This window comes from Streptomyces sp. TLI_146 (assembly GCF_002846415.1).
GTDB lineage: Bacteria > Actinomycetota > Actinomycetes > Streptomycetales > Streptomycetaceae > Streptomyces.
Window position 1 is genome coordinate 6,095,087 of sequence record NZ_PJMX01000001.1, and the last position, 25,830, is coordinate 6,120,916.

The 25,830-nt window shown below is 71.9% G+C and carries 23 protein-coding genes; 10 read left to right on the forward strand and 13 right to left on the reverse strand.

Annotated features, from left to right (window positions below; translation table 11 throughout):
- Window positions 1-19 precede the first annotated feature (19 nt).
- The 3 genes from BX283_RS27415 to BX283_RS40760 all read left to right on the forward strand — a co-directional run bounded on the left by BX283_RS27415 (window position 20) and on the right by BX283_RS40760 (window position 4,254).
- A complete protein-coding gene (locus tag BX283_RS27415) occupies window positions 20-868 on the forward strand; it encodes a 3-hydroxyacyl-CoA dehydrogenase family protein (protein WP_101390162.1) in 849 nt (282 codons plus the stop codon).
- Between the two features lie 159 nt (window positions 869-1,027).
- Window positions 1,028-1,351 carry an STAS domain-containing protein gene (locus BX283_RS27420; protein ID WP_067163978.1) on the forward strand — a complete coding sequence of 108 codons (324 nt, stop codon included), beginning with the start codon at window positions 1,028-1,030 and terminating at the stop codon, window positions 1,349-1,351.
- 287 nt (window positions 1,352-1,638) lie between these two features.
- Window positions 1,639-4,254: an ATP-binding protein gene (locus tag BX283_RS40760; protein WP_101390163.1), complete on the forward strand. Its 2,616-nt coding sequence runs from the start codon at window positions 1,639-1,641 to the stop codon at window positions 4,252-4,254.
- 315 nt (window positions 4,255-4,569) lie between these two features.
- Here BX283_RS40760 and nucS read toward each other — a convergent pair whose 3' ends face one another.
- Window positions 4,570-5,241 carry an endonuclease NucS gene (gene nucS, locus BX283_RS27430; RefSeq protein WP_101390164.1) on the reverse strand — a complete coding sequence of 224 codons (672 nt, stop codon included), beginning with the start codon at window positions 5,239-5,241 and terminating at the stop codon, window positions 4,570-4,572.
- A 214-nt stretch (window positions 5,242-5,455) separates the two neighbouring features.
- Between nucS and BX283_RS27435 the strand changes: the two genes are divergently transcribed.
- Complete coding sequence (locus BX283_RS27435; RefSeq protein ID WP_101390165.1) at window positions 5,456-5,848, forward strand: SCO5389 family protein; 393 nt, start codon at window positions 5,456-5,458, stop codon at window positions 5,846-5,848.
- A 108-nt stretch (window positions 5,849-5,956) separates the two neighbouring features.
- Here BX283_RS27435 and BX283_RS27440 read toward each other — a convergent pair whose 3' ends face one another.
- Window positions 5,957-6,988: an LLM class flavin-dependent oxidoreductase gene (locus BX283_RS27440; RefSeq protein WP_101390166.1), complete on the reverse strand. Its 1,032-nt coding sequence runs from the start codon at window positions 6,986-6,988 to the stop codon at window positions 5,957-5,959.
- A gap of 216 nt (window positions 6,989-7,204) precedes the next feature.
- Between BX283_RS27440 and BX283_RS27445 the strand changes: the two genes are divergently transcribed.
- Window positions 7,205-7,537, forward strand: coding sequence for an ATP/GTP-binding protein (locus BX283_RS27445; protein ID WP_101390167.1), 333 nt, complete (start codon window positions 7,205-7,207; stop codon window positions 7,535-7,537).
- An 8-nt stretch (window positions 7,538-7,545) separates the two neighbouring features.
- On the opposite strand, the gene BX283_RS27450 is transcribed toward BX283_RS27445, so the two are convergent.
- The 7 genes from BX283_RS27450 to mce form a co-directional block, all read right to left on the reverse strand.
- Window positions 7,546-8,382 (reverse strand): ABC transporter permease, encoded by an 837-nt coding sequence (locus BX283_RS27450; protein WP_101390168.1) that lies wholly within the window; start codon window positions 8,380-8,382, stop codon window positions 7,546-7,548.
- On the reverse strand, window positions 8,379-9,566 hold the full coding sequence (locus BX283_RS27455) for an ABC transporter ATP-binding protein (protein ID WP_101390169.1): 1,188 nt from the start codon (window positions 9,564-9,566) through the stop codon (window positions 8,379-8,381). Before BX283_RS27455 ends, BX283_RS27450 begins: the two co-directional genes overlap by 4 nt.
- A gap of 236 nt (window positions 9,567-9,802) precedes the next feature.
- Window positions 9,803-10,582 carry an ABC transporter permease subunit gene (locus BX283_RS27460; RefSeq protein ID WP_101390170.1) on the reverse strand — a complete coding sequence of 260 codons (780 nt, stop codon included), beginning with the start codon at window positions 10,580-10,582 and terminating at the stop codon, window positions 9,803-9,805.
- Between the two features lie 3 nt (window positions 10,583-10,585).
- The gene (locus BX283_RS27465) at window positions 10,586-11,614 is read right to left on the reverse strand and encodes an ABC transporter ATP-binding protein (RefSeq protein ID WP_101390171.1); all 1,029 of its coding nucleotides are present in this window, start codon (window positions 11,612-11,614) and stop codon (window positions 10,586-10,588) included.
- A gap of 104 nt (window positions 11,615-11,718) precedes the next feature.
- Complete coding sequence (locus BX283_RS27470) at window positions 11,719-12,657, reverse strand: cellulose-binding protein (protein WP_101390172.1); 939 nt, start codon at window positions 12,655-12,657, stop codon at window positions 11,719-11,721.
- A 114-nt stretch (window positions 12,658-12,771) separates the two neighbouring features.
- Entirely contained in the window at window positions 12,772-16,899 is a 4,128-nt protein-coding gene (gene scy, locus BX283_RS27475; protein ID WP_101390173.1) for a polarized growth protein Scy, read from the reverse strand.
- A 169-nt stretch (window positions 16,900-17,068) separates the two neighbouring features.
- Entirely contained in the window at window positions 17,069-17,497 is a 429-nt protein-coding gene (mce, locus tag BX283_RS27480) for a methylmalonyl-CoA epimerase (protein ID WP_101390174.1), read from the reverse strand.
- 139 nt (window positions 17,498-17,636) lie between these two features.
- On the opposite strand from mce, the gene BX283_RS27485 reads away from it, so the two are divergent.
- Together BX283_RS27485 and meaB are read left to right on the forward strand one after the other, a co-directional pair.
- Complete coding sequence (locus BX283_RS27485) at window positions 17,637-18,839, forward strand: acetyl-CoA C-acetyltransferase (RefSeq protein WP_101390175.1); 1,203 nt, start codon at window positions 17,637-17,639, stop codon at window positions 18,837-18,839.
- 58 nt (window positions 18,840-18,897) lie between these two features.
- Window positions 18,898-19,857 carry a methylmalonyl Co-A mutase-associated GTPase MeaB gene (gene meaB, locus BX283_RS27490; RefSeq protein ID WP_101390176.1) on the forward strand — a complete coding sequence of 320 codons (960 nt, stop codon included), beginning with the start codon at window positions 18,898-18,900 and terminating at the stop codon, window positions 19,855-19,857.
- A 487-nt stretch (window positions 19,858-20,344) separates the two neighbouring features.
- On the opposite strand, the gene BX283_RS27495 is transcribed toward meaB, so the two are convergent.
- From BX283_RS27495 to BX283_RS27510, 4 genes are all read right to left on the reverse strand, one after another.
- The gene (locus BX283_RS27495; RefSeq protein ID WP_101390177.1) at window positions 20,345-20,821 is read right to left on the reverse strand and encodes a MarR family winged helix-turn-helix transcriptional regulator; all 477 of its coding nucleotides are present in this window, start codon (window positions 20,819-20,821) and stop codon (window positions 20,345-20,347) included.
- Window positions 20,822-20,978: 157 nt separating this feature from the next.
- The gene (locus BX283_RS27500; protein WP_101390178.1) at window positions 20,979-21,761 is read right to left on the reverse strand and encodes an AIM24 family protein; all 783 of its coding nucleotides are present in this window, start codon (window positions 21,759-21,761) and stop codon (window positions 20,979-20,981) included.
- Window positions 21,758-22,408: an AIM24 family protein gene (locus tag BX283_RS27505; protein ID WP_101390179.1), complete on the reverse strand. Its 651-nt coding sequence runs from the start codon at window positions 22,406-22,408 to the stop codon at window positions 21,758-21,760. Before BX283_RS27505 ends, BX283_RS27500 begins: the two co-directional genes overlap by 4 nt.
- On the reverse strand, window positions 22,408-23,046 hold the full coding sequence (locus BX283_RS27510; protein ID WP_101390180.1) for an AIM24 family protein: 639 nt from the start codon (window positions 23,044-23,046) through the stop codon (window positions 22,408-22,410). The genes BX283_RS27505 and BX283_RS27510 overlap by 1 nt, the downstream gene beginning before the upstream one ends.
- A 168-nt stretch (window positions 23,047-23,214) precedes the next feature.
- Between BX283_RS27510 and BX283_RS27515 the strand changes: the two genes are divergently transcribed.
- The 3 genes from BX283_RS27515 (at window position 23,215) to BX283_RS27525 (ending at window position 25,828) form a co-directional block, all read left to right on the forward strand.
- Window positions 23,215-23,559 carry a DUF3817 domain-containing protein gene (locus BX283_RS27515; RefSeq protein ID WP_067163999.1) on the forward strand — a complete coding sequence of 115 codons (345 nt, stop codon included), beginning with the start codon at window positions 23,215-23,217 and terminating at the stop codon, window positions 23,557-23,559.
- Window positions 23,556-23,849, forward strand: a complete 294-nt coding sequence (locus tag BX283_RS27520; protein ID WP_101390181.1) for an MTH1187 family thiamine-binding protein — start codon at window positions 23,556-23,558, stop codon at window positions 23,847-23,849. The genes BX283_RS27515 and BX283_RS27520 overlap by 4 nt, the downstream gene beginning before the upstream one ends.
- Before the next feature lie 179 nt (window positions 23,850-24,028).
- On the forward strand, window positions 24,029-25,828 hold the full coding sequence (locus BX283_RS27525; protein WP_257584387.1) for a cellulose synthase catalytic subunit: 1,800 nt from the start codon (window positions 24,029-24,031) through the stop codon (window positions 25,826-25,828).
- Window positions 25,829-25,830: the final 2 nt, after the last annotated feature.

Here is a 25,830-nt window from a genome sequence, read left to right on the forward strand (position 1 = left end):
GCCGTCAAAGGGGTGTGAAGTGGCCAGGAAGCTCGCCGTCATCGGGGCCGGACTCATGGGTTCGGGCATCGCGCAGGTCTCGGCCCAGGCGGGCTGGGACGTCGTCCTGCGCGACGTCACCGACGAGGCGCTGGCCCGTGGCACCGACGGCATCAAGGCCTCGTACGACAAGTTCGTGAGCAAGGGCAAGCTGGCCGCCGAGGACGCGGAGGCCGCGCTCGCCCGGATCACCACCACGACCGACCTGGACGCGGCGGCCGACGTGGACATCGTCGTCGAGGCCGTCTTCGAGAAGCTGGAGGTCAAGCACGACATCTTCCGTACGCTCGACAAGATCGTGCGGCCGGACACCGTGCTCGCCTCCAACACCTCCGCCATCCCGATCACCAAGATCGCGGCGGCCACCGAGAACCCCGAGCGGGTCGTCGGCGTCCACTTCTTCTCGCCGGTCCCGATGATGCAGCTCTGCGAACTGGTGCGCGGCTACAAGACGAGCGACGAAACCCTGGCCACCGCCCGGGAGTTCGCCGAGTCCGTCGGCAAGACCTGCATCGTCGTCAACCGCGACGTCGCCGGTTTCGTCACCACCCGGCTGATCTCGGCGCTGGTCGTCGAGGCCGCGAAGCTCTACGAGTCGGGCGTGGCCACCGCCGAGGACATCGACCTGGCCTGCAAGCTGGGCTTCGGCCACGCGATGGGCCCGCTGGCCACCGCCGACCTCACCGGCGTGGACATCCTGCTCCACGCCACCAGCAACATCTACACGGAGTCCCAGGACGAGAAGTTCGCGCCGCCGGAGCTGATGCGCCGGATGGTTGACGCGGGTGACATCGGCCGCAAGAGCGGGCAGGGCTTCTACAAGCACTGATTGACGCACCCTCACCTCCCCTCGCCCCGGAATCACTCCATGGGGTGAATTAGGTATCGGTTCGCTTACAGACGGCAACTTCCCTGCGGTCTGTGCAGTCAGTTGGTGCAGTAAGAGACGACAGGCAGACAGGCATACGGAGCACTCCGGGGAGTACATATGCACATCAGGGGCGACCACGTCGAGCTGGTCGTCGGGGGCCGCCTCGACGTCCGCAGCGCGGCGGACGCCCGTACGGTCCTGCACTCGGCGGTCGACGACGGAGCCGGCGACCTGGTGCTCGACCTGACCGAGCTGGACTCCTGGGATGCCACCGGCCTCGGTGTGATCATGGGCGCCCACCGGCGGGCCGGCCGCTGCGGCCGGCGCCTGGTGCTGCGGGGCGTGCCGCCCCAGATGCAGCGCCTGCTGGTGGCGACCCGGTTGCACCGCATCCTCGCCATCGAGGGCGGCATCGCCGCGGAGGCGCTGCCGCGCGTGTGAGCGCGCGGCGCCACTGCCGTACGAGACGCGTACGGGCCTGTTGAGAACGACCTGTGCGGCAGTTGTGCAGGTGATGTGGAATCCGGTCCTCCGCACGCAATCCTCACCGGACTGTGACGCTCTGGGCGGGGTGGCACCCCGCCCGTTCGGAGATACTGGCCGAAGGTTTAGGGTGCGGTCTCCCGCCGGTCGACATCCCTGCGGCGGGTACCGGACCAGAGCGACAGCGCAGTGCGTAGCGGCCGGGTGGGGCAAGGTTACGCAGGCGTATCTGGGGGGCTTTCACCATGAACCCGATGGACACCCGGGGACCGGACGACTTCGACCACGAGCAGGACGGACCGGGCACCGGCGCGGGCGCACCGCGCAAGGAGCGCGACCGCGACGCGGTCACCCCGGAGATAGGCGCGCGCGCCGCCGGACTCGCCCGCACGGTCCAGCTCGTCTCCGGCGACTTCCTGCTCACCGTCAACCCGGTCGACGGCAGCGAGATCGAGCCCTGCCCGCCCGGCGAGATACCCGGCCGCCCCGAGCGCCAGTCCGCCGCCGAGCGCGCCGAGCGGGAGCGCGCCCTGCGCCCGCCGGTGCCCGCCGGGCCCGCGGCGCCCGCGCCGGTCCTGTTGGAGCGCGGCGAGGAGCGCGAGCGGCTCGTGCGCCTGCTGGGCCGGGGCCGCTCGGTCCGGCTGACCGGGCCCGCCGGATCCGGGCGCACGGTCCTGCTCGACGCGGTCGCCGCCGACTGCGCCCAGCTCGCCCCCGACGGCGTCGTCCGCCTCAGCGGCCACCGCCGCACCCCCCAGGAACTGCTGTACGAGCTGTACGCGACGGTCTACCGCGCGCCGCTGCACCGGCCCGACCGGGCCGGGCTGCTCGACCAGGTGCGCGAGATCGGGGCGGTCGTCCTCGTCGACGACCTGGAGTTCGGCGGCGCGGCCCTCGAAGAGCTGCTCGCCGCGGCCCCCGAATGCGCCTTCCTGCTCGCCGCGACGCCCGAGGTGGCGGCGCCGCCGGCCGAGTCGCACCTCGAAGAGGTCTTCCTGACCGGACTCGGGCGCAGCGCCTCCCTGGAACTCCTGGAGCAGGCCGTGGACCGGCCGCTCAGCGACGAGGAGGCCAACTGGGCGGGCGACCTCTGGTTCGAGTCGGAGGGCCTGCCGCTGCGGTTCGTGCAGGCGGGCTCGCTGCTGCGGCAGCGGGACGGGCTGCGCGGCGAGGGCATACCGCGTGACGAGTTCGGACTGCCGGTGGACGAGCCCTCCGACCTCTCCGTCTTCTCGGCCGAGGGCCGCGAGGTGCCGCTGCCGTCGCTGGGCGAGGGCGCTGCCGCCGCCGCGCCGCTGGCGGCCCGGCTCGGGCAGGCCGCGCGGGAGACCCTGCGGTTCGCCGTCGCGCTCGGCGGCGAGGTGCCGCACCAGGCGCATCTGCCCGCGCTCGTCGGGGACACCCACGCGGACGCCGCGCTCGGCGAACTGCTCGGCTGCAGGCTGCTCTCCCCGGTCGGTACGCGCTACCGGCTCGCGGCGGGCGTGCTCACCCAGCTGGAGGCGGCTGGGTACGGGGAGGAGGCCGCGGAGCGTGCGCACACCGCCGCCCAGCACTACGCCTGGTGGACCGGGCACCCCTCGGTCACGCCCGAGCGGGCGGCGGCGGAGGCGGACGCGGTCCTGGCGGCCCTGGGCGCGCTGGTGCCCGGCGGCGACGCCGGCCACCCCGCGACGGCCGTCAAGCTCGCCCGCAGCGCGGCGCCCGCGTTCGCGGCGGGGCTGCACTGGGGGGCGTGGGAGCGGACCCTGCGGATCGGCTCGGCGGCGGCCCGGCTGACCGGCGAGGTGGCGGAGGAGGCGTACTTCCACCACGAGCTGGGCGTCCTGGCGCTGTGCGCGGGGAACGTGGACCGCGCCCGCGCCGAGCTGGAGGCGTCCATCGGGCTCAAGGGCGCGCTCTCCGACAAGCGGGGCACGGTCGCGGGGCGCCGCGCGCTGGCCCTGGTCGAGGACCGCTCGGGCGGCCCGGTGGTCTCGGGCGGCCGCACGCCGTCCGGCGACGAGGTCCCCGCGGCACGTTACGAGGAGTCCCAGTCGCCCCCGGCCGGCGTCCCGGTCCCCGACGCCACTCCCACGGTGCTGATCCCCAGGGGGATGGCCCCCGCCAAGCGGGCGCTCTTCACCGGTACGCGTCGCAATCTGGTGGCGGCGGGTGCGGGGGCGGTGCTCGCTGCGGTCCTGGGCACGGTGGTGACGCTGGGCGCGACGTCCGGCTCCGAGGCGCCCGACAAGGTCGAGCAGCGCCAGTCGGCGAACGAGGACGCGGCGGATCCGGGTCTCCCGGCGGACGCGCCGACATCGGGTGCGCCGTCGCACGGCTCCGGGTCGGGGGCGGGGTCTACGGCCCCGACGCCGTCGAGGCGGGGGACATCGGGGACGGCCCCGTCGTCCCCGTCCGACCGGCCGTCCTCCACCACGTCCTCCGGCAAGCCGTCCACGCCGTCCAGCAAGCCGTCGAAGCCGAGCGGGAAGCCGACGACGTCTACGGGTGGGACGTCCACGACGGGTGGGACCAGTACCGGGGGAACGTCGACGGGCGGGTCCACGACGGGGACTTCCGGTGGAAGCTCTGGTGGGACGTCGACGGGGGGTACGTCTACCGGGGGCACCACGGGTACGACCGGTGATACCACCACGGGGCCCACTACCGGGGGGTCTACGACGGGTGGGTCCACGGGTGGATCGACTGGTGGGACGACGACGGGCGGGGATCCCACGACGGGTGGGTCTTCCACGGGCGGGACGTCCACGGGGGGTACCTCGTCGGGCGGGACGACGGGGACGACGACAGGCACGACGACGGGCTCCACGCCCTCGGGCGGTACGTCACCGAGCGGCAGCGCGTCGCCCACGGCGTGAGTCTCCCCGCCCCGCCCCTTCCCTGAAGCCCTCGGCCGGGCGGCTTGGCTCGTCGGCTGCGGGCTGGTCGCGCAGTTCCCCGCGCCCCTTAAATGCGCCCCTGCGGGGCGCCCGGGTGCTTCGTCTGCGGGCCGTGGATGGCTGGTCGCGCAGTTCCCCGCGCCCCTAACTACCTAGGGGCGCGGGGAACTGCGCGAGCAACCCAGCACGGTCCGCGGACGAACGAAGCGGGGTGCAGGGGCCGCAGGCCCCGCAGAGGGGGCTGGGCGCAGCCCGGCCGGGGTCCTGGGGGCGCGGCCCCCGGGAAACCGAGGGTCAGAACAGGCGGAGCTTGTCGTCCTCGATGCCTCGCATCGCGTCGTAGTCCAGGACCACGCACCCGATGCCCCGGTCCGTGGCCAGCACGCGGGCCTGCGGCTTGATCTCCTGGGCCGCGAAGACGCCCCGCACCGGCGCGAGGTGCGGGTCCCGGTTCAGGAGCTCCAGGTAGCGGGTCAGCTGCTCGACTCCGTCGATCTCGCCGCGGCGCTTGATCTCGACCGCCACGGTCCCGCCGGACGCGTCCCGGCACAGGATGTCCACGGGGCCGATCGCCGTCGCGTACTCGCGGCGGATCAGGGTGTACCCCTCGCCCAGCGTTTCGATCCGGTCCGCGAGCAGCTCCTGCAGGTGCGCTTCCACGCCGTCCTTGATGAGGCCCGGGTCCACGCCCAGCTCGTGCGAGGAGTCGTGGAGGATCTCCTCCATCTTGATGATGAGCTTCTCGCCCGCCTTGTTCACGACCGTCCAGACGCCCGCATCGTCCCCCGTCCCCTCCTTGAGCGTGCAGGGCGGAGACATCCAGTTGAGGGGCTTGTACGCCCGGTCGTCCGCGTGAATGGAGACACTGTTGTCCGCCTTCACCAGGATCAGCCGGGTGGCGGAGGGCAGATGGGCGGTGAGGCGGCCCGCGTAGTCGACGGAGCAGCGGGCGATGACGAGACGCATGGTCGGCAACGCTACTCGAATCCCCCCGCCGAACGCGATTCGTCCGGCAAAGCGCTGTTCGTTATTGGCCGGTTACGTGCCAAGTACCTGTCGCAGCCACCACGCCGCGCCTACCGTGTAAGCGGGAGGTTGTCGGTCAGGCACGCTGCGTGGCCGACTTCGTTCCTTTCCCTGCCCGTAAGACCCCCTCCCCGGGGTCGCGAGAGGAGAAACCATGTCGCTCGACGTCTCACCGGCCCTACTCGAACAGGCCGAGCGAGGCGAGGTCGACGAAGCTGATTTCGTCGACTGCGTCCGGACCTCCCTGCCGTACGCATGGGAGATGATCAGTTCTCTGGTGGCTCAGCTGAGGGTGGACGGTGGTGAGTTCGCCGACAACCAGACGCCTCCGCCGGACGAGCAGGCGCGCGGCCAGCTTCTGCGTGCGCTCGCGAGTGACGCCATCCGCGGTTCGCTCCAGCGGCACTTCGGTGTCCGTCTGGCGTTCCAGAACTGCCACCGCGTCGCCGTGTTCCCCCTGGACCCCTCGTCCGACGAGCGGCTCGCCCGCTTCACCTCGGTCCGGGGCCAACTGCTCAACCAGTCTCCGGAGTTGAGGGACTGCTGACGGCTTCGCCGCCGCTCCGCATCGCGGGAGGTGCAACTGATGCGGAGCGGGGGCCCTTTGTGCGGCCCCGAGACCCCGCGCCCCACTGGGCGTCGTCCCCCTCGGGCCTCACCCCAGCAGCGGCAGCACTTCCGCGCCCAGCCTTCGTACGTTCTCCTCCGTCGCGGCCAGGTCCCCCGATCCCTCCACCAGGAAGGCGAAGCGCGTGATGCCCGTCTTCTCCGAGGTCGCCGCGATGCGGTCGGCCGCCTGGCGCGGGGTGCCCACCGGGTGGAGGCCGCACAGCAGTTCCGTGTACAGCACCGGGTCGCGCATCGCGCGGTGGCGGCCGTCGACCGTCACATGCGCGTCGAGGCCCTGTTTGAGCCAGCCCGGCATCGCCTTGAGCAGTGTCTCGGCGGCCCGGGCGCGGTGGTCCTCGATCTGCGCCACCCCGGCCGACACATGCGGCGCGGCCGCGACCGCCTCCGGTGCCACGCCGGACGCCAGCGCGTGCGAGCGCCACAGCGCGACCATCTCCGCCTTCTCGTCGTCGCCGCAGTGCATCCCGAGCAGCATCGGCAGCCCCCGCTCGGCGGCCAGCCGCACGCTCTTCGGCGAGGTGCACGCCACGATGACCTCGGGGCTCGCCGGACCTTCCGACAGCAGCTCGTCGGGCCTCGGCACCACCGGGACCTCCCGGAAGGTGAAACGTTCTCCCGCGCTCGACACCCGGGGTTCGGACAGCCAGCGCAGCAGCAGGTCCAGGGACTCCGGGAAGCCCTCCTCGTACGCCCGCAGGCCCGCTCCGAAGACCTCCAGGTCGACCCAGGGGCCGCCGCGGCCCACGCCCAGCGAGAACCGCCCGCCGGACGTCAGGTGCAGCAGCGCCGCCTGCTCGCCCAGCGCCACCGGGTGCGCGCTGGGCAGCACGCTGACCGCCGTCCCCACGCGGATCCTTCTCGTACGCCCCAGGAGCAGGGCGGCCAGCGTCACGGCCGACGGGCACACCCCGTACGGAACGAAGTGGTGTTCGGCGAGCCACACCGAGTCCAGGCCCGCTTCCTCGGCCACCTCGGCGGACCGCACCGCCCGGTGCAGTGCTTCCCCCTGGCCCTGGCCCGGGAATTGGGCTGCCAGTACAAAAGTTCCGACACGCATCGCCTTCTGCCTCTCTCGCGGCCGACGCGGCTCCCCCTCTTACCGGCAACAACGCCTGACAAGTGCCAAGGGCACGGCCCAGCGCGAACTTCTTGCGATAGTCCGGTAAGTGTCCCCCGTACGAGTTACCGTGCCACCCCTGTACGAGCTCGGGTACCCGGGGCAAGTACCTCTACGCTGGAGGCAGTCATCCGCCCGGCCCCGTGAGGTGTTTCCGTGTCCCCGCGCCGCAACCGCCCCAAGCCCAAGGGCGGCGACCAACCGACCGAACCCACCGGCGGGGCGGGGGAGCGCTTCGGCCTCCAGCGCTCCGAGACGTACCAGGGCGAGGAGTGGTCCGTCCGGCACGTCAGCGGTGCGAGCGCGCAGGGCAAGCGCTACCGCTGCCCGGGGTGCGACCAGGAGATCCCCTCCGGCGTTCCGCACGTGGTGGCCTGGCCGGAGTACGGCGGCGTGGACGACCGCAGGCACTGGCACAAGGCCTGCTGGAACGCGAAGGACCGCCGCACCAGCAGGGTGCAGCGGTCCAGGAACGCGCCCAGATACTAGCCGCCGGGTCAGACGTCCCGGCTGTTCAGCGCGGCGAACGCGCCGCCGAGCGCGGCGGCCGTGACGGCGCCCAGGATCAGCAGCGGCGTCCAGCCGGTCGGGCCCGAGTCGCTCACCGACGAGTCGTAGAACACGGCCAGTTGGCTGGGGATCGAGTACTCGAACAGCGCCTGGCGCACCCCCTCGAGCGACGGCGCGAACATGAACAGCGCGAGCACCAGCGGCAGCAGCACCACGCCGATCATGACCGTGATCGCGCCGGCCGAGTGCCGGATCAGCGCGCCGACCGCCAGCGAGAGCAGGCCGAGCGTGGAGACGTAGAGGCTGACGCCGACCGTCGCCTTGAAGAGCTGCGAGCCGGTCGGCTGCTCGGCGGAGCTCACCATCCCCATCTGCAGCATCGCCACCAGGCCGGTGCAGAGCGTCACGATGACGAAGGACAGCAGGAAGAAGACGACCGACTTGGCCGCGAGGATCCGGGCCCGGCTGGGGCACGCGGTCAGCGTCGTGCGGATCATCCCCGTGCCGTACTCGGAGGCGATGGTCAGCACGCCGAGCGTGATCACGCAGATCGAGCCGAGCAGCACGCCGTAGAAGCCGAGGCTGAGCAGCGGGGTGTCGCCCATGTGCGCGTCGGAGGCGTTGACCGCGACCGCCGCGAGCAGCCCGATGCCGAGCACGAGCAGGATGAGCACGCCCAGCGTCCACATCGTGGAGCGCACCGAGCGGATCTTGGTCCACTCGGAGGCGAGCGCGTCGCCGAGGCTGGCGGGCCGCACCGGGATCGGCGAGGTGTACGTCCCGAGGGGCGCACCCGGTGCCTGCTGCTGGTAGGGGGTGGTCATCGGGCGTCCTCGGGCTTGGTCAGGGCGGGGGCGGGCGCGGCCGCGGGCTGGGCGGCCGGGGGAGCGTCGGGGGCGGGCTGCGGGGCCGGGGCAGGGGCAGGGGCCTGCGGCACGGGCGGGGCCGCCGGGGCCTGTCCGGGGGCCTGCGGGGCCGCGTACGGGTTCGCTCCGGGCGGCGGCGGGGCGTACCAGCCCTGCGTCGGCACCTCGGGGATCACCGGCGGCGGCTGGTACCCGGGCGGCATCGGCTGCATCAGGCCGGACTTCTGGTCGGCCGTGGAGCGGTAGTCCACCGCGCCCTGCGTCATCCGCATGTACGCCTCTTCCAGCGAGGCCTGGTGCGGCGACAGCTCCCACAGGCGGACGTCCGCGCCGTGCGCGAGGTCGCTGATGCGCGGCAGCGCGAGGCCGGTCACCCGCAGGGCGCCGTCCGGCTCCGGCATGACCTGGCCGCCGGCCTCGGTCAGCGCGGCCGTCAGCTTCTCCCGGCCGGCCGGCTCGGGGGTGCGCACCCGCGCGAAGTCGGCGGAGTTGTGCGAGATGAAGTCCTTGACGCTCATGTCGGCGAGCAGCTGGCCGCGGCCGATCACGATGAGGTGGTCGGCGGTCAGCGCCATCTCGCTCATCAGGTGCGAGGAGACGAAGACGGTCCGGCCCTCGGCGGCGAGCTGCTTCATGAGGTTGCGCACCCACAGGATGCCCTCGGGGTCGAGGCCGTTGACCGGCTCGTCGAAGAGCAGCACCTGCGGGTCGCCGAGGAGGGCCGCGGCGATGCCGAGCCGCTGGCCCATGCCGAGCGAGAACCCCTTGGAGCGCTTGCCCGCGACCTCCTGGAGGCCGACGACCCCGAGCACCTCGTCGACCCGGCGGGCCGGGATGCCGGAGAGCTGGGCGAGCGAGAGCAGGTGGTTGCGGGCGCTGCGGCCGCCGTGCACGGCCTTGGCGTCGAGCAGCGCGCCGACCTGGCGGGGCGCGTTGGGGAGCGTACGGAAGGGGTGGCCGCCGATGGTGACATGGCCGGAAGTGGGCTGGTCCAGGCCGAGGATCATGCGCATGGTCGTCGACTTGCCGGAGCCGTTGGGCCCCAGGAAGCCGGTGACGGCGCCGGGCCTCACCTGGAAGGAAAGGTTGTACACGGCTGTCTTGGCGCCGTAGCGCTTCGTCAGGCCGACTGCCTCGATCATTCTCCAGCCCCATCGACGGTGTGGGTCGTCGGGGCGGTGGCGGATCGCCAGGGTGCCCCCGTATGAGTGAGGAGCTTATCGAGGACTTTACGGTTCCGGCCAAGCGATGAGATGCACGTTACGTAGGCTTATGCCCGAAAGGTGCAGTGCGGTGTCGCGCCCGTAAGGGGCGCGGGGAGTTGCGCGGCCGGCCACGGACGGCCCGCAGTCGAATCACCGCACGGCCCGGCGGAGCGCTAGGCATCGCGCTTCTTCAGGACCAGGTAGCCGCCCACGAGCGCGGCGATCACCCACAGCGCCATGATCCCCAGCCCGGCCCACGGGCCGTACGGCGGCGGCTCGCTGTTCATCGCGTTCGGGACCACCTGCATGATCTTGGAGCCCGCCTGGTCGGGGAAGTAGCGGGCCACCTTCTTGGCGCCCGGCACCGCCGACAGGATCTGTGAGATCAGGAAGAAGAACGGCATCAGGATGCCGAGCGAGAGCATCGAACTGCGCAGCATCGTGGCCACGCCCATCGAGAAGAGCGCGATCAGCGCCATGTAGAGGCCCGCCCCGAAGACCGCCCGCAGCACGTTGGGCTCGCCGATGGTGGTGCGGTGCGGGCCGAGCAGCGCCTGGCCGAGGAAGAACGAGAGGAAGCTGGTCGCCATGCCCACGACCAGCGCGAGCGCGGTGGCGACCAGGAGCTTGGAGAAGAGGAAGGTGGCCCGCTGCGGCACGGCGGCGAGCGAGGTGCGGATCATGCCCGAGCTGTACTCGGTGCCGACCACCAGGACGCCGAACACCACCATCGCCAGCTGCCCGAGCACCATCCCGGAGAAGCTGACGAAGGTCGGGTCGAAGGTCAGCCGCTCGGCCGGCTTGAGGTCGTCGAACTGCGACTTCATCAGCGCGCACAGGGCCGCGCTCACCGCGACCGTGACGACGAGCGCGCTGATGAGCGTCCAGGAGGTGGAGGAGACCGTACGGATCTTGGTCCACTCGGACTTGAGGACCGCGGGTACCGATGCCATGGGTCAGACCCCCTCGCCGTCGGGTGCCGAGCGCTCGGCCGTGAGGTTCCCGGTGGAGCCCTGGACCTTCGTCCGGTAGCTCTCGCCCCAGTTCGGCGTGGTCGCCGGGGGCGGCCCGTGGGCGGTGTCCGAGTGCGCGTGGTACTCCACCGACCCCGCCGTCATCTGCATGAACGCCTCCTCCAGCGAGGCCTGCTGGCCGGAGAGCTCGTGCAGCACGATCTGGTGCTGGGCGGCCAGTTCGCCCAGCCGCTCGATCCTGCCGTTCTCGACCTCCAGGGCGCCGTCGGCGGTCTGGGTCACGGTGATCCCGTTCCGCGCCAGCACATCGAGCAGGTGTTCCCATTGCGGTGAGCGCAGCCGTACGAAACTCCGCGAATTCTGCCGAATGAAATCCGCCATCGATGTATCGGCGAGCAGTCGGCCCTGGCCGATGACGATCAAATGATCCGCCGTCAGCGCCATTTCGCTCATCAGGTGAGACGAGACGAAGATCGTTCTGCCCTCCGCCGCGAGGGCTTTCATGAGATTGCGGATCCAGTGAATTCCCTCGGGGTCCAGACCATTGACGGGTTCGTCGAACATCAGGATCTCGGGGTCGCCGAGCAGCGCGGAGGCGATTCCGAGCCGCTGGCCCATGCCGAGCGAGAACCCCTTCGACTTCTTCTTCGCCACGGCCGTCAGGCCGACCGTGTCCAGCACCTCGGCGACCCGGCGCTCCGGGATCCGGTTCGACTGGGCGAGGCACAGCAGGTTGTTGTACGCGCTGCGGCCGCCGTGCATCGACTTGGCGTCCAGGAGCGCGCCGATGTACTTCAGCGGCTCGTCGAGGTCCCGGTAGTGCCGGCCGTCGATGCGCACGGTGCCGCTGGTCGGGTTGTCGAGATCGAGCATCATCCGCATGGTGGTGGACTTGCCGGCGCCGTTGGGCCCCAGGAAGCCGGTCACCACACCCGGTCTGACCTGGAACGACAGGTCGTCCACCGCGGTCTTGGAACCGAAGCGCTTGGTGAGACCGGCTAGCTCGATCATGTCGCCACGCTAAAGGCGGACAAAGCCCCCCGCCACCGGAGTGGCGAGGGGCTTTCGACCGTACGCACGCAGCCCACGGGGGAGGAGCTGCGGGACCTTCGGGACTAGCGGGACTGCTGCGCCGGAACGCCGCGCGAGACGGGCTCGTCGTCGACCGGGGAGCCGGCCGCCGCGACCGCCGCACCCGTCAGGGTCGCCAGCATCTCGCGGACGTTGGTCAGCTGCGCGTTGATCGAGTCGCGGCGGTTGGTGAGCGCCGCCAGCTCGCGCTCGGATTCCGAACGGATGCGGTCGGCCTTGGCGTTGGCGTCCGCCACGATGTCCTCGGCCTGGCGCTGGGCCGTCTCGACCGTCTGACGGGCCCGGCGCTCCGCGTCCGTACGCAGCTTCTCGGCCTCCAGGCGCAGCTGCTCGGCGCGGTGCTCGATCTCGGCGAGACGCTTCTCCGCCTTGGCCTGACGCGAGGCCAGGTCGCGCTCCGACTGCTCGCGGCGCTTGGCGAGGTTCGTCTCGAAGTCGGCCGCCGCCTGCGCGGCCTTGGCGCGGGTCTCCTCGAAGAGGGCGTCCGCCTCCTCGCGCTTGGACTGCGCGTCCTTCTGCGCCTCGGAGCGCAGCGTGGAGGCGTCACCCTTCGCCTTCTCGACGATCCGGACGCCCTCGTCCTCCGCCTTGGCCTTGCGCTCGGCAGCGAACGATTCTGCGTCGTTGCGCACCTGCTGGGCCGCCGACTCGGCCAGCTCGCGGTGCTGTTCGGCAGCGCGGCGGGCCTCCTCGCGCAGGTCCTTCGCCTCTTCCTCGGCGAGACGGAGGATCTTCTCGACCCGGGCACCGAGACCCGCGTACGACGGCTCCGCGTCGTTCACCTGGGCCTGGGCGTTCTGCGTTTCGAGGTGCAGTTCCTCGATGCGCTTTTCCAGAGAAGTGATCCGTGCCAGAGCGCTGTCACGGTCGGCGACGAGCTTGGTAATGCGGTCGTCCACCTGACCGCGGTCGTAACCACGCCGCACGAGCTCGAAGCCGAAGGGGGAGGAAGTGTCGCTCATGGGGTTCCTGTCGAATGAGACCGGTGAGGTGATAGGGGGAATCCTAGGGGCCCAGGCGGCGTGTCATCGAGCGTATGCCCGTTTGATCTGGAGAATGTCCAGCCTTTTGAGTGGCTAGGCCTCCGAGGACTTGCCACTCGAACGGGTACCCCCGGCGGCCGCACCCGCCTTGGCCGCCTCCTTGCCGCCGGAGGACGGGGCCTCGAAAGACTCCAACGCCTCAAGTACGTCCTGGACACGGGAGATCTCGGCATTGATGTCCGCCCGGCGCCGGACCAGCATGTCCAGCTCGCGCTTGCCCTCCTCGACCGTGCGCCGGGCCTCCGCCGCCGCCTCGTCGCGCAGCTTCGTCGCCTCGCGGATCAGCTCGGCCTTCTTGGTCTCCGCCTCCTTGAGCAGCGCTTCGGCCTTCTTCACGGCCGCGATGCGCACCTTGCTCGCCTCGGAGTTGGCGTCCGAAAGCAGCTCCTTGGCCTTCGCCTCGGCCTGGGCCGTCTGCTCGGTGGCGGCCGTGACGAGCTTGTCGACGCGCTCGCCCGCCGTCTTCATCTGCTCGGCGCTCTCCCGCCGGGCCCGCTCGTGCAGCTCCTCGATCTCCGACTCGGTCCGCGCGCGCACCTCTTCGGTGCGCTCCCTTATGGCCGTCGCGTCCGCCCGCGCCCCGGCCAGCAGCTCGTCCGCGTCCGTACGGGACTTCTCCACCAGGGAGTTGCCCTCCACGGTCGCCTCGGCGACGATCCGCTCGGCCTCCTTGCGGGCCGCGCCGACCATCGTGTCGGCCTGCTCCTCGGCCAGCGTGGCCGCGAGCAGCGCCTCCTCCTGGGCCTTGGCCATGAGCTGGTCCGCCTGCTCGGCCGCGTCCGCACGGCGCTTGTCGGCGGCCGTACGCGCCTCGTCGAGCAGCCGGTCGGCCTCCTCGCGCGCCTCGGTACGGATCTTCTCCGCGGCCTCCTCGGTCCGGGCGCGGCTCTTCTCGGCCTCCGCGCGGATCCGCTCGGCGGCCTGCTGGGCGGAGCCCACGGTCTCGGCGGCCTCGGCGCGCAGCCGCTCCGCCTCCGCGTTCGCCTCGGTGAGCACCCGCTCGGCCTCGCCGCTCGCCTCCGCGACGAGCTTGTCGGCCTGCTCGGCGGCGTCCGCCCGGCGCTTGTCGGCGGCCTGGCGGGCCTCGTCGAGCAGCCGCTCGGACTCCGCACGCGCCTCGGTGAGGATCCGCTCGCCCTGCTCGCGGGCGTCGGCGACCGTCTGCTCGGCCTCGGCGGCCGCGGCGCTCAGCACCGAACTCGCGTCCGCGCGCGCCTCGGTGGTGACGAGCTCCGCGTACGTGTCGGCCTCGGACGTGGTGCGCTCGGCGTGCGCGGTGGCCTCCGCGAGGAGGCGGTCGTGCTCCGACTGGCCCTCGTCGCGCAGCTGCTGGGCCTCCGCCACCAGCCGCTCGGCCGTGGCCGTCGACTCGGCGGCGAGCCGCTCGGCCTCCGCGGTCGCCTCGGTGACCAGCCGGTCGGCCTGGCTCGCGGCGTCGTTGCGGATGCGGTTGGCGTCCTCGCGGGCGTCCGCCCGGGTGCGCGCGGCGTCCTGCTCGGACGAGGCCAGCGCGTCGGAGGCCTCGGTGCGCATCCGCTGCGCGTACTCCGACGCGTCCGAACGCGCCTTCTCCGCCTCGGCGATGGCGTCCGCGACGGTCCGCTCGGCCAGCTCCTTGGCGGCCTCCGACTCCTCCTGCGCCCGGGCGCGGACGCGCTGGGCGTCCTCGGCGGCGCGCTCGCGCTCGGCGTGCGCGTCGGCGCGGAGGCGGTCCGCCTCCTCCTGCGCCTCCGTCTTCGTACGCTCGGCCACGTGCTCGGCCGTCGAGCGCAGCCCGGCGATCTCCTGCTCGGCCTCCTCGCGCAGCCCCGCCACCGAGTCCCGCACCTGCTGGGCGGTCTGCTCGGCGGCCGCGACGAGCTCGGTGGCGCGCCGGTCGGCCTCCTCGCCGAGCCGCTGCGCCTCGGCCTGCGCCTCCTCCACCCGCTTGCGGGCGGAGGCGAGCAGCTCCTCGCTCTGCTCGCGGGCCTGCGCCCGCTCCGAATCGGCCTCGGCACGCGCCGAGTCCAGCGTCTCCCCGGCCTCGCGGCGCCGACGCGCGGCCTCCTCCTGGGCGGCGGCCAGTGCCTCGGCGGCCTCGGCCCCGACCCGCTCGGCGGCGGCCGCGGCCTCCGCGCGCATCCGGTCGGCGGTCTCCTGCGCCTCGGTCTTGAGCCGCTCGGCCTCCGCGGCCGCCTCGGACCGCAGCCGTACGGCTGCGCCCTCCGCCTCGGCACGGGCGGTCGAGGCGTCGGCGGCGGCCTCGGTGCGCAGCCGCTCGGCCTCCTGCTCGGCCTGCGCCTGGAGCGTACGGACGCGCTCGGCGGCCTCCGTACGAAGCCGGTCGGTCTCCTCGGCGGCCTCGCGCCGGATCCGCTCGCTCTCGCCGCGCGCCTCGGTCAGCGCCTGCTCGGCGGAGGCGTGCCGCTGCTCGGCCTCGGTGTGCAGCCGCGTCAACTCGTCGGCGGCGTCGGCCTGGCGGGCGGCGACGGACCGCTCGGTCTCCTCGCGCAGTGTGGCGGCGGCCTGCTCGGCGGCCGTCCGGACGGCCTCGGCCTGCTCCTCGGCCTCGGCGCGCATCCGCTCGGCCTCGGCCCGGGTGCGCTCCAGGGTCTCCTCGGCCTGCTTGCGCAGCGTCGTGGCGCGCTCCATGGCCTCGCCGCGGACCCGCTCCGACTCGGCCCCGGCCGAGGTGCGCAGCTCCTCCGCGTCGGCCTTCGCCTTGGTCAGCAGCTCCTCGGCGGTCCTGGCCGCCTCCTCGATCTGCTGGACGCCCTCGCGGCGGGCCTCGCCGCGGATGCGCTCGCCCTCGGCGACCGCCTCGGCCCGCAGCTGCTCGGCCTCGCCGCGCAGCCTGCGCGCCTCCTCCTGCAGCTCGACCGTCTTGGCCCGGTACTCCTTGGTGTCGTCCTTGGCTGCGCCCTTGAGCTGGTCGGCCCGCTCCTCGGCCTGCGAGCGCAGCCGGTCCGCCTCGGCCTCGGCCTCGCGGCGGATCCGCTCGGCCTCCTCGGACGCCTTGCGGGTGGTCTCCTGGGCGTCCGCGGACGCCTTGCTGAGCACCTCCTCGGCGGCCCGGGCGGCCTTGGCGAGCTGGGCGGCGGTGTCCTCGGCCGCGCTGGTACGGGCCTTCTCGGCGGCCTCGGAGACCGTCGCCTCGGCCTTGGCGCGCGCGTCGGCGAGCACCTGCTCGGCCTCCGCCTTCAGCGCCTCGGACTCCTTGGTCGCCTCGGCGACGAGCCGGGCGATCTCCGTCTTGGCGGTACGGGTGCGCTGCTCGTTGGCCGACTCGGCGCCCGCGAGCTGCTTGGCCGCCGAGTCCTTCGCCTCCGCCAGCACCTTCTCGGCCTCGGCCCGCGCCTCGCGCAGCGCCGACTCGGCCTCCTGCATCCGCTGCTCGGCGGCCCGGCTCAGCTCGGCCGCCTGCTGGCGCGCCTGGTCGGACTCGGCGGTGGTGGACGAGCGCAGCTGCTCGGCGTGGGAGGTGGCCTCCTGGGCCTGGGTGGAGGCGGCGTTCAGCAGCCGCTCGGCGTCCTTGCGGGCGCGCAGCAGGATCGCTTCGGCTTCCGCACGGGCCGACTCGGCCTCGGAGCCCAGCCGTTGGCGGGTCTCCTCGGCGACCCGGGCGGCCTCCGCGCGGGCGGCGGCCAGCGCCGCCTCGCTCTCGGCGCGCGACTCCTCCAGCAGACGCCGGGCCTGCGACTCGGTCCGCGCCCGCAGCTGCTCGGCCCACGCCACGTTCTCGTTGACGTGCGACTCGACGGTGGCGCGCCGCTCGGCCAGCTCCTGGTCGAGCCGCTGGCGGCGGTTGACCGCCTCCGCGTGCAGCTCGGCCTGGAGCCGGGCCTGGTGCTCGGCGTGCTCCTGGAGGATGCGCTGGGTCTGGGCACGGGCGTCGCGCAGCTCGCGTTCGGCGTCCGTGCGCAACTGCTCGGCCTGCATCTGCGCGTTGCGCAGCAGCTGTTCGGCCTGGTAGCCGATGTCCGCGGCGTCGTAGGCAGGACGCGTCGCGAGGTTGCGGCGCGCCTCGTGCAGCTTGGCGCGCAGCACCTCGACCTGGTAGCCGAGGTCCTCGGCGTGCTGAACGGCCTTCTCCCGCTCGGTCTTCAGCCGGTCCATCTCGGCCTCGAACCGCGAGAGGTGGTCGTCAGGCCGGTGGCTGTCCTGGCGTTCGTAGCCCCGCACTGCGCGGTCCCATCCGTCCCCTGGTCGCGAACACTGCCCGTACGAGCACCGTCCGACGACGGACGGGCCCCCGGTGAATGGTGTCAGATCGACAAGGGGGCGTGGGTCCCAGGCCCCGACCCGACCCCGGCCCGGAAGGGCCCACTGTACCGGCCCCGGAATCCCGGGGTCAGTGCTCCGCCGCCGAGGTGACCAGTTCGGTCAGTACGCCGTGGCAGTCCTTGGGGTGCAGGAAGGTGATCCGGGAGCCCATGGAGCCGATCCGGGGCTCGTCGTAGAGGACCCGGACGCCCTTGCCGCGGATGGCCTCGGCGTCCCCATCGACGTCGGCGGTGCCGAAGGCGATGTGGTGCACGCCCTCGCCGTTCTTGGCCAGCCACTTCCCGACCGCGGAGTCCTCCCGGGTGGGCTCCAGGAGCTGGAGGTAGGAGGCGCCGCCGTCCGACGTACCGTTGATCTTGAGCATGGCCTCGCGTACGCCCTGCTCCTCGTTGACCTCGGAGTGGAACACCTCGAATCCGTACGTAGCACGATAGAACTCGACGGTCTTGTCGAGGTCGAAACAGGCGATCCCGATGTGGTCGATGCGCGTCAGCATGGGACCAGTGGAGCGCCCCGGGAGGTGGTTACGCAACGTGCGCGCGATCACACCGGCTGCCCGGTGACGCCGCCGGTACCGCTCAGTACATTTCCAGTAAACCCTCGTTCACTCCTCACCTCCCAAGGGGCTGTGCCTCATGTCTGGAACGACCGGTACCACTTCAGTGATCGTCGCGGGCGCCCGCACGCCCATGGGCCGACTGCTCGGCTCCCTCAAGTCCTTCTCGGGCGCGGACCTCGGCGGTGTCGCCATCAAGGCGGCGCTCGACCGGGCGGGCATCGGCGGCGACCAGGTCCAGTACGTGATCATGGGCCAGGTGCTCCAGGCCGGCGCGGGCCAGATCCCGGCCCGCCAGGCCGCCGTCAAGGCCGGCATCCCGATGAACGTGCCCGCGCTCACGATCAACAAGGTCTGCCTCTCCGGCCTGGACGCGATCGCGCTCGCCGACCAGCTGATCCGCGCCGGCGAGTTCGACGTGGTGGTGGCCGGCGGCCAGGAGTCGATGACCAACGCGCCGCACCTGCTGCCGAAGTCCCGCGAGGGGTACAAGTACGGCGCGATCGAGATGCTCGACGCGATGGCGTACGACGGTCTGACCGATGCCTTCGAGAACATCGCGATGGGCGAGTCCACCGAGAAGCACAACACCCGCCTGGGCATCGAGCGCGCCCCGCAGGACGCGTTCGCGGCCGCCTCGCACCAGCGCGCCGCCGCCGCCCAGAAGAACGGGCTCTTCGAGGCCGAGATCACCCCGGTCGAGATCCCGCAGCGCAAGGGCGAGCCGGTGATCTTCGCCAAGGACGAGGGCATCCGCGCGGAGACCACCGTGGAGTCGCTGGGCAAGCTGCGCCCGGCGTTCGCCAAGGACGGCACGATCACGGCGGGCACCTCCTCGCAGATCTCGGACGGCGCGGCCGCGGTCGTGGTCATGTCCAAGGCGAAGGCCGAGGAGCTGGGCCTGGAGTGGATCGCGGAGATCGGCGCGCACGGCAACGTGGCGGGCCCGGACAACTCGCTCCAGTCGCAGCCGTCGAACGCGATCCTGCACGCGCTGGGCAAGGAGGGCCTTGAGGTCTCCGACCTCGACCTCATCGAGATCAACGAGGCGTTCGCGGCGGTCGCGGTCCAGTCAATGAAGGACCTCGGCGTCTCCCCGGAAAAGGTGAACGTCAACGGTGGCGCGATCGCCCTGGGCCACCCCATCGGCATGTCGGGCGCGCGCGTGGTGCTCCACCTCGCCCTCGAACTCAAGCGCCGGGGCGGCGGTACGGGTGCGGCGGCGCTGTGCGGCGGCGGTGGCCAGGGCGACGCGCTGATCATCAAGGTCCCGGGCAAGTAGGCGCTGTTCCCGCGGTACGTACGCACTGACACTGGTCACTGAACCGAACGGAGCGGCAATGGTGGACGTCCCCGAACTGGTGGCACAGGCGAGGGAGGGCCGGCCGCGTGCGGTGGCCCGGCTGATCTCGCTGGTCGAGGGGGCGTCCCCGCAACTGCGCGAGGTGATGGCGCAGTTGGCTCCGCTGACGGGCGGGGCGTACGTGGTGGGGCTGACGGGATCGCCCGGTGTCGGCAAGTCGACATCGACGTCGGCGCTGGTGACGGCGTACCGGCGGGCGGGGAAGCGGGTCGGGGTGCTCGCCGTCGACCCCTCCTCGCCGTTCTCCGGGGGCGCGCTGCTCGGCGACCGGGTCCGGATGTCGGACCACGCCTCCGACCCCGGGGTCTACATCCGTTCCATGGCCACCCGGGGCCACCTGGGCGGCCTCGCCTGGTCGGCCCCGCAGGCGATCCGCGTCCTGGACGCGGCGGGCTGCGAGGTGATCCTGGTGGAGACGGTCGGCGTCGGCCAGTCCGAGGTCGAGATCGCCTCCCAGGCGGACACGTCGGTGGTGCTGCTCGCGCCCGGCATGGGCGACGGCATCCAGGCGGCGAAGGCCGGAATCCTGGAGATCGGCGACGTGTACGTCGTCAACAAGGCGGACCGGGACGGGGCCGATGCCACGGCGCGGGAGCTCAACCACATGCTGGGCCTGGGGGAGGCCCGGGGCGCCGGTGACTGGCGCCCGCCCATCGTCAAGACGGTGGCGGCCCGCTCCGAGGGCATCGACGAGCTGGTGGAGGCGCTGGAGAAGCACCGGGCGTGGATGGAGGAGCGCGGGGTGCTGGCGGAGCGGCGGCTTTCGCGGGCGTCGCGTGAGGTGGAGACGATCGCGGTGACGGCGCTGCGGGAGCGGATCGGTGACCTGCGGGGCGACCGCCGCCTGGACGCGCTGGCGTCCCGCATCGTCGGGGGTGAGCTGGATCCGTACGCGGCGGCGGACGAGCTGGTGGCGGGCCTGACGACGGGCTCGTGAGCTTTGCCCCACCCCGCCCCTTCACCTAGACCCTCCGGGGGTGGGTGGGGGATTGAGGTGTGTTCCCGGGGGCTACGCCCCCGGCCCCCGTTGCGGGGCCTGCGGCCCCTGCACCCCGCTACGGGGCTCCGCCCCGGACCCCGCTCCTCAAACGCCGGAGGGGCTGATCTGGCGTCGGGCCCCGCTCCTCAAACGCCGGAGGGGTTGATTTGGCACCGGACCCCGCTCCTCAAACGCCAGAGGGGCTGATCTGGCGTCGGACCCCGCCCGAGCGGCCGATGCTGCCGGCGCCGGAGGTGCCTTCAGGGGCGCGGGGAACTGCGCGACCAGCCCCCGCCGGCCCGCAGATCAACGCGAAAGCGGGGCGCGGGGCGCGGGCCGCAGGCCCCGCCCGGGGGTCTGGGGGCGCAGCCCCCGGCAGCCCGCCTCAACCCCCCCACCCACCCCCGGAGGGTCTAGGGAAGGGGCGGGGTGGGGAAAGAACCCCTCAGAGCTTGCCCCGGTGGCCGCGCAAATGCTCCGCCACCGGCGTCAGCGACGCCCGCAGCTCCGCCAGCGCCTCACTCGACAGCAGATCGATGAAGTGCTTGCGCACCGACGCCACATGGTGCGGCGCCACCTTCTCCATCGTCTCCACCCCCGCCTCGGTCAACACCGCGAACAGCCCCCGCCGATCGGACTCGCAGTTCTCCCGCCGCACCAGACCCGCGTTCTCCATCCGCGTGATCTGGTGCGAGAGGCGGCTCTTGGACTGAAGGGTCGCGGCGGCGAGGTCGCTCATGCGCAGCCGCTGCCCCTCGGCCTCCGAGAGGTTGACCAGGATCTCGTAGTCGTTGTTGGTCAGGCCGAACGGCTGCAGGTCCTTTTCCATCTGGTGCGTCAGCATCCTGTTGACGTCCAGATAGGTACGCCAGGCGCACTGCTCGCTATCGGTCAGCCAGTTGGTGGCCGTCTCGGTCTCCATATGTGGATTCTACCTAAGAAGTTGAATTCTGAACGAAGCCTGGGAGTGTGACGCCCCGCACGCACCGGCACAAGGGTGCGTCAGCCGCCCGGTCCAGGTCGTGGTCAGCGCCTGGCAAGGGTGCACGCGTTCGACGTCACACTCCGCAGACTACCGCTCACAGGCCGAAGCGACGCTGGAGGTCTCCGAGCTGGCCGGGAAGACGCGGTACCGAACCCGCCGCCCCGCCCGCCCCGGCCGGCACTCCACCGCCCGGAACGCCCGGCTCCGCAGGCACTTGCCCGGTTGTCTGCTCGGCCATCAGCACCTCGGTGGACTGGAGCAGCACCGTACCGGCGCCCACGAACTCGAACTGGTGCTCCTCGCCGGACGTCCCGCCGAGCCCCGTCAGTGACCGGATTCCGCCCAGTACGCCCGTCATGTAGCCGTGATCGTAGTGGTGGCAGGGCGACGGACAGTCGGCCCAGCCGACCAGCGCCTGCGGGTCCACCCGGATCGGCGGCTCCATGAACACCACCGGTCCGTTGGACGCCGCCACGAACTTCCCGGTTCCGATCAGGGTGAGGAAACCCGGGACGATCGACTGCTTCAGCGCCAGCGTCGGCTGGTAGGCGAGCAGGTTCCCGGCCCGGATGGTGAGGTTGCCGTCCTCCAGGTCGTACGAGTTGACGTCGAAGGCCCGGTCCGCGAGCAGCATCTTCCCGGAGCCCTCCGCCACCACCCAGTCGCTCGCGTGCAGCGGCGAGTGGAAGCTCGTGCGCAGCAGCCGGTCGAGGCGGCCGTGGCCGATGCCGTTGAACTCGATGCGCCCGTAGTAGGCGATCATCTTGCCCTTCTGCAGGAACCACTGGCTCGACTTGAGCTCCACGCAGAAGGTGTACTTGTTGACGTTGTCGTCCGCGGGCAGGGAGTGCGGGTCGAAGATCACTGGGCCGGTCACAGCTTCTCCTCCGAGGCCTGGACGTACACCGCGCCGCTTCCGGACAGTTCGAGCTGGAAGGCCTCTCCCGAGCCCCGGCCCACCATGTCCCGCCAGCCCAGCGCCGTGGACAGCTTGTTGCGTACGTCGCCGTGGTGGGCCACGTACGCCTGCGGGTCTACGTGGACCGGGCGCTGCGGGGTGATCGGCAGCTCGATCACGCCGCCGTGCGCCATCACGGCGACCGCGCCGTGGCCCTTGAGCGTGGTGGTGAACAGGCCCTGGCCCGTCACCTGGCCCCGGACCATGCCCATGACGCCGCCCTGCGAGCCCATGAACATCGTGCCCTGCTGGAGGGTGCCGTCGAAGGCGAGGAGGCGGTCCGCCTCCACGTACAGGGTGTCCCCGGCGAGGTTGATCACCTGGATGTGGTGGCCGCCGTGGCCGAACATCACCGTCCCGCTGCCCTCGACCGTCATCAGCGGGGTCGCCTCGTTGGCCACCCGCCGGCCGATCATCGACATCAGACCGCCCTGGCCGCCCTGCATGTTGGGCGTGAACGACACCTCGCCCTTGTACGCGAGCATCGCGCCGCGCTGGCTGAACATCTTCTGGCCGGGGGCCACCGTGGCCTCGACCATCTTGGAGTTGATCTCGCGGAAGGGCATCAGACGTCCCCGCCGATCGTGTTGCGCTCGCTGGGCTGCACGTACACCAGTCCCTCGCCCTCGAAGCGGATCTGGAACGCCTCGCCCGAGCCCTCGCCGAGCAGGGTGCGGAAGGTCACCCCGGACTGGAAGTGCTGCTGGAGGTTGCCCTGGTGGGCGATGTACGCGCCGGGGTCGACCGCCAGCGGGTACTGCGCGGACACCCGCAGCACCACCGCCGGGCCGTCGGAGACGATCGCCGCCTGGCCGTGGCCCTCGACCGTGGTCGTGAACAGGCCGTTGCCCTGGGTCGCCCCGCGCAGCCCGGTGAAGGTCGTGCCGGTGCGCAGCCCCGCGTCGGTGGCGAGCAGATTGCTCGCCTCGACCCACAGCTTGTCGCCCTGGAGGGAGACCAGGTTGATCTCGGAGGCCCGGTCGGCGAAGTAGCAGGTGCCGTTCCCCTTCACCTCCATCACGGTCATGGATTCGCCGGTGAGGCGGCGGGTCACCATGCCGCGGATGCCCTCACCGCCGCCGGACATCTTCTTGAAGGCCATCTGGCCGTCGTAGGCGACCATCGAGCCGTTCTTCGCCTTGACGGCGTCCCCGGTCATGTCGACGGCCAGCACTTTGCTGCCTTGGAGTCGGAACGTTGCCACGGGCTGACGTTAGCGGCCCCGCCCCCGCCCGACCAGGCCCCTCGGGAGCCGGGCCCCGGCCCTCGGGGACCCCCGCCAAGATCCCGGCGCCGCCGATGTCACAATGGAGAACGTTTGTGCTCGCGTTCACAAGCAACACCCTCCGACCCTCCCACCGAAGGTGCCCCCGTGGACATCAAGACCGCATCCGCCTTCCACCGCCTCCGGCTGGTCTCGGCCCCGGAAGCCGTCTCTTTCCTGCTGCTGCTCGTGTGCTCGGTGCTGAAGCGGACGACCGACGTCAACGCCGTCCCGGTGATGGGCGCGATCCACGGCATCCTCTTCATCCTGTACGTGATCTTCTGGGCCGACGCCTGGAACAAGGCGAAGTGGCCGGTGAAGACCGCCGCCCTGTACTTCGTCCTGTCCGTGCTGCCGTTCGGCGGCTTCGTGGCCGAGCGCAAGCTCAAGCGCCAGGCCGAGGACGCCCTGATCGCCGCCCGCGCCCGCAAGGAAGGCGTGGTCGGAGCGTGATCGTCGCCTTCTCGGTCACCCCGCTGGGCGTCGGCGAGGACGTGGGGGAGTACGTCGCCGACGCCGTCCGCGTCGTACGCGAGTCGGGGCTGCCGAACCGGACCGACGCCATGTTCACCTCCATCGAGGGCGAGTGGGACGAGGTCATGGACGTCGTCAAGCGGGCCGTCGCCGCCGTCGAGGCCCGCGCCCCGCGCGTCTCGCTCGTCCTGAAGGCGGACGTCCGCCCGGGCGTCACCGACGGGCTGACCTCCAAGGTGGAGACGGTGGAACGGCACCTCTCCGGCTGACAGCCTGATTCCGAGAGCCCGCCTGTCACGAGCCCCCGGCCGCCCCGCGCGGCACCGGGGGCTCTTCCATGCCGTACCGCCCGGCAAACCGCGCGGACGAGAACCGCTCACTCGGAGTACTCCAGTCGACACGCCGAAGAATCTCCACTTTCGTGGTGATATCTACCTGGCTCGATCAGCTGGAGGGCACAGTGCGGTCGGAGAGTCCGTCGGAGCAGTACGACTACGAGGCCCACAGCCGGCTCGCCGGACCGCTCACGGAACCGGACCGGGCGGCCTACCGGGTGCGGTACCGAAGTCTCCTCTCCAGCGAACCCCGCCGAATACGCGCCGTGCTCCTGATGACGCTGGCGCCCGTACTCACCGCGGCCCTGCTCGTCTACCTCGTCTGGCCCACCCACTGGGTGGAGCGCGAGGGCGGTGACGAGTGGCTGGTCGGCCTGGACATCGCGATGCTCGTCGCGATCGGTCTGATCGAGCTCTTCATGGTCGTCAACGTGGTCTCCATCGCCCACGCCACGATGGTCGCCCGGGACCCCATACCCGTGTACCCCGAGCCCGGTACCCGCGTCGCCTTCCTCACCACCTGGGTGCCCGGCAAGGAGCCCATGGCCATGGTCCGGGCCACCCTGGAGGGCGCGGTCCGCCTCCACCACCCCGGCCCCCTCGACATCTGGCTCCTGGACGAGGGCGACGACGAACGGGCCAAGGCGCTCTGCGAGGAGCTGGGGGTGCGCCACTTCACCCGCAAGGGCGTTCCCGAGTGGAACCGCAAGAAGGGCCCGCACAAGGCCCGTACCAAGCACGGCAACTACAACGCCTGGCTCGCCATGCACGGCGACGGCTACGACTTCTTCGCCTCCGTCGACACCGACCATGTCCCGCTCCCCAACTTCCTGGAGCGGATGATGGGCTACTTCCGCGACCCCGACGTCGCGTTCGTGGTCGGCCCCCAGGTCTACGGGAACTACGACTCGCCCGTCACCAAGGCCGCCGAGTCCCAGCAGTTCCTCTTCCACGCGCTGATCCAGCGGGCCGGCAACCGCTACCGCGCCCCGATGTTCGTCGGCACCAACAACATCGTCCGGATCACCGCACTGCGCCAGGTCGGCGGGCTCTACGACTCGATCACCGAGGACATGGCCACCGGCTTCGAGCTGCACCGCCGCAAGAACCCGAGGACCGGGCACTACTGGCGGTCGGTCTACACCCCGGACGTGCTGGCCGTCGGCGAGGGCCCGGAGTCCTGGACGGACTTCTTCACCCAGCAGATGCGCTGGTCGCGCGGGACGTACGAGACGCTGCTCAAGCAGTACTGGAAGGCGCTGTTCCGGGTCCCGCCCGGGCGGCTCCTCTCGTACACCCTGATGCTCGTCTACTACCCGATGACCGCCGTCAACTGGCTGCTCGGCATCGTCAGCTGCGTCCTGTTCCTCTGGTTCGGCGCCTCCGGCACCCAGGTCTCCGCCTCCGTCTGGCTGATGCTCTACAGCGACGCCGCCGCCCTCCAGATCGGGCTCTACCTCTGGAACCGCCGCCACAACGTCTCGCCGCACGAACCCGAGGGCTCCGGCGGCCTCGCCGGGATGGGGATGTCCGCGCTCTCCGCGCCCATCTACCTCAAGTCGCTCGGCTCGGCCGTCCTGCGCACCCGCGGCCGGTTCGTCGTCACCCCCAAGGGCGGCGAGGCCAGCCCCGACCGGCTGTGGACCTTCCGTATCCACCTCTTCTGGGCCGCCGTGCTCGTCGTGTCCCTCGCCGCCTCGGTCCACTACGGCCACACCCATGCGGCGATGCGGACCTGGGCGGTCCTGGCCCTCGCCATCGCGCTCGCCCCCGTCGCCGTCTGGTCCTGGACCGCCCGGCGCGAGCGCGCGGCCGCCCGGCGGCGGGCCCTGGCCCGGCCCGCCGAGGCCGAGGGGGCGGAGGCCGCCCTGGCCACCACCACACCGGCCGCCACGACGACCGGAGGGAACTGACC

Coding starts and splice junctions, on each gene's coding strand:
- BX283_RS27465 (WP_101390171.1), bottom strand. CDS start 11,614: ATGATCGAGCTAGCCGGTCTCACCAAGCGCTTCGGTTCCAAGACCGCG.
- nucS (WP_101390164.1), bottom strand. CDS start 5,241: ATGCGTCTCGTCATCGCCCGCTGCTCCGTCGACTACGCGGGCCGCCTC.
- BX283_RS27450 (WP_101390168.1), bottom strand. CDS start 8,382: ATGACCACCCCCTACCAGCAGCAGGCACCGGGTGCGCCCCTCGGGACG.
- BX283_RS27420 (WP_067163978.1), top strand. CDS start 1,028: ATGCACATCAGGGGCGACCACGTCGAGCTGGTCGTCGGGGGCCGCCTC.
- BX283_RS27435 (WP_101390165.1), top strand. CDS start 5,456: ATGTCGCTCGACGTCTCACCGGCCCTACTCGAACAGGCCGAGCGAGGC.
- BX283_RS27460 (WP_101390170.1), bottom strand. CDS start 10,582: ATGGCATCGGTACCCGCGGTCCTCAAGTCCGAGTGGACCAAGATCCGT.
- BX283_RS27495 (WP_101390177.1), bottom strand. CDS start 20,821: ATGGAGACCGAGACGGCCACCAACTGGCTGACCGATAGCGAGCAGTGC.
- mce (WP_101390174.1), bottom strand. CDS start 17,497: ATGCTGACGCGCATCGACCACATCGGGATCGCCTGTTTCGACCTCGAC.
- BX283_RS27470 (WP_101390172.1), bottom strand. CDS start 12,657: ATGAGCGACACTTCCTCCCCCTTCGGCTTCGAGCTCGTGCGGCGTGGT.
- BX283_RS27505 (WP_101390179.1), bottom strand. CDS start 22,408: ATGCCCTTCCGCGAGATCAACTCCAAGATGGTCGAGGCCACGGTGGCC.
- BX283_RS40760 (WP_101390163.1), top strand. CDS start 1,639: ATGAACCCGATGGACACCCGGGGACCGGACGACTTCGACCACGAGCAG.
- meaB (WP_101390176.1), top strand. CDS start 18,898: ATGGTGGACGTCCCCGAACTGGTGGCACAGGCGAGGGAGGGCCGGCCG.
- BX283_RS27440 (WP_101390166.1), bottom strand. CDS start 6,988: ATGCGTGTCGGAACTTTTGTACTGGCAGCCCAATTCCCGGGCCAGGGC.
- BX283_RS27455 (WP_101390169.1), bottom strand. CDS start 9,566: ATGATCGAGGCAGTCGGCCTGACGAAGCGCTACGGCGCCAAGACAGCC.
- BX283_RS27485 (WP_101390175.1), top strand. CDS start 17,637: ATGTCTGGAACGACCGGTACCACTTCAGTGATCGTCGCGGGCGCCCGC.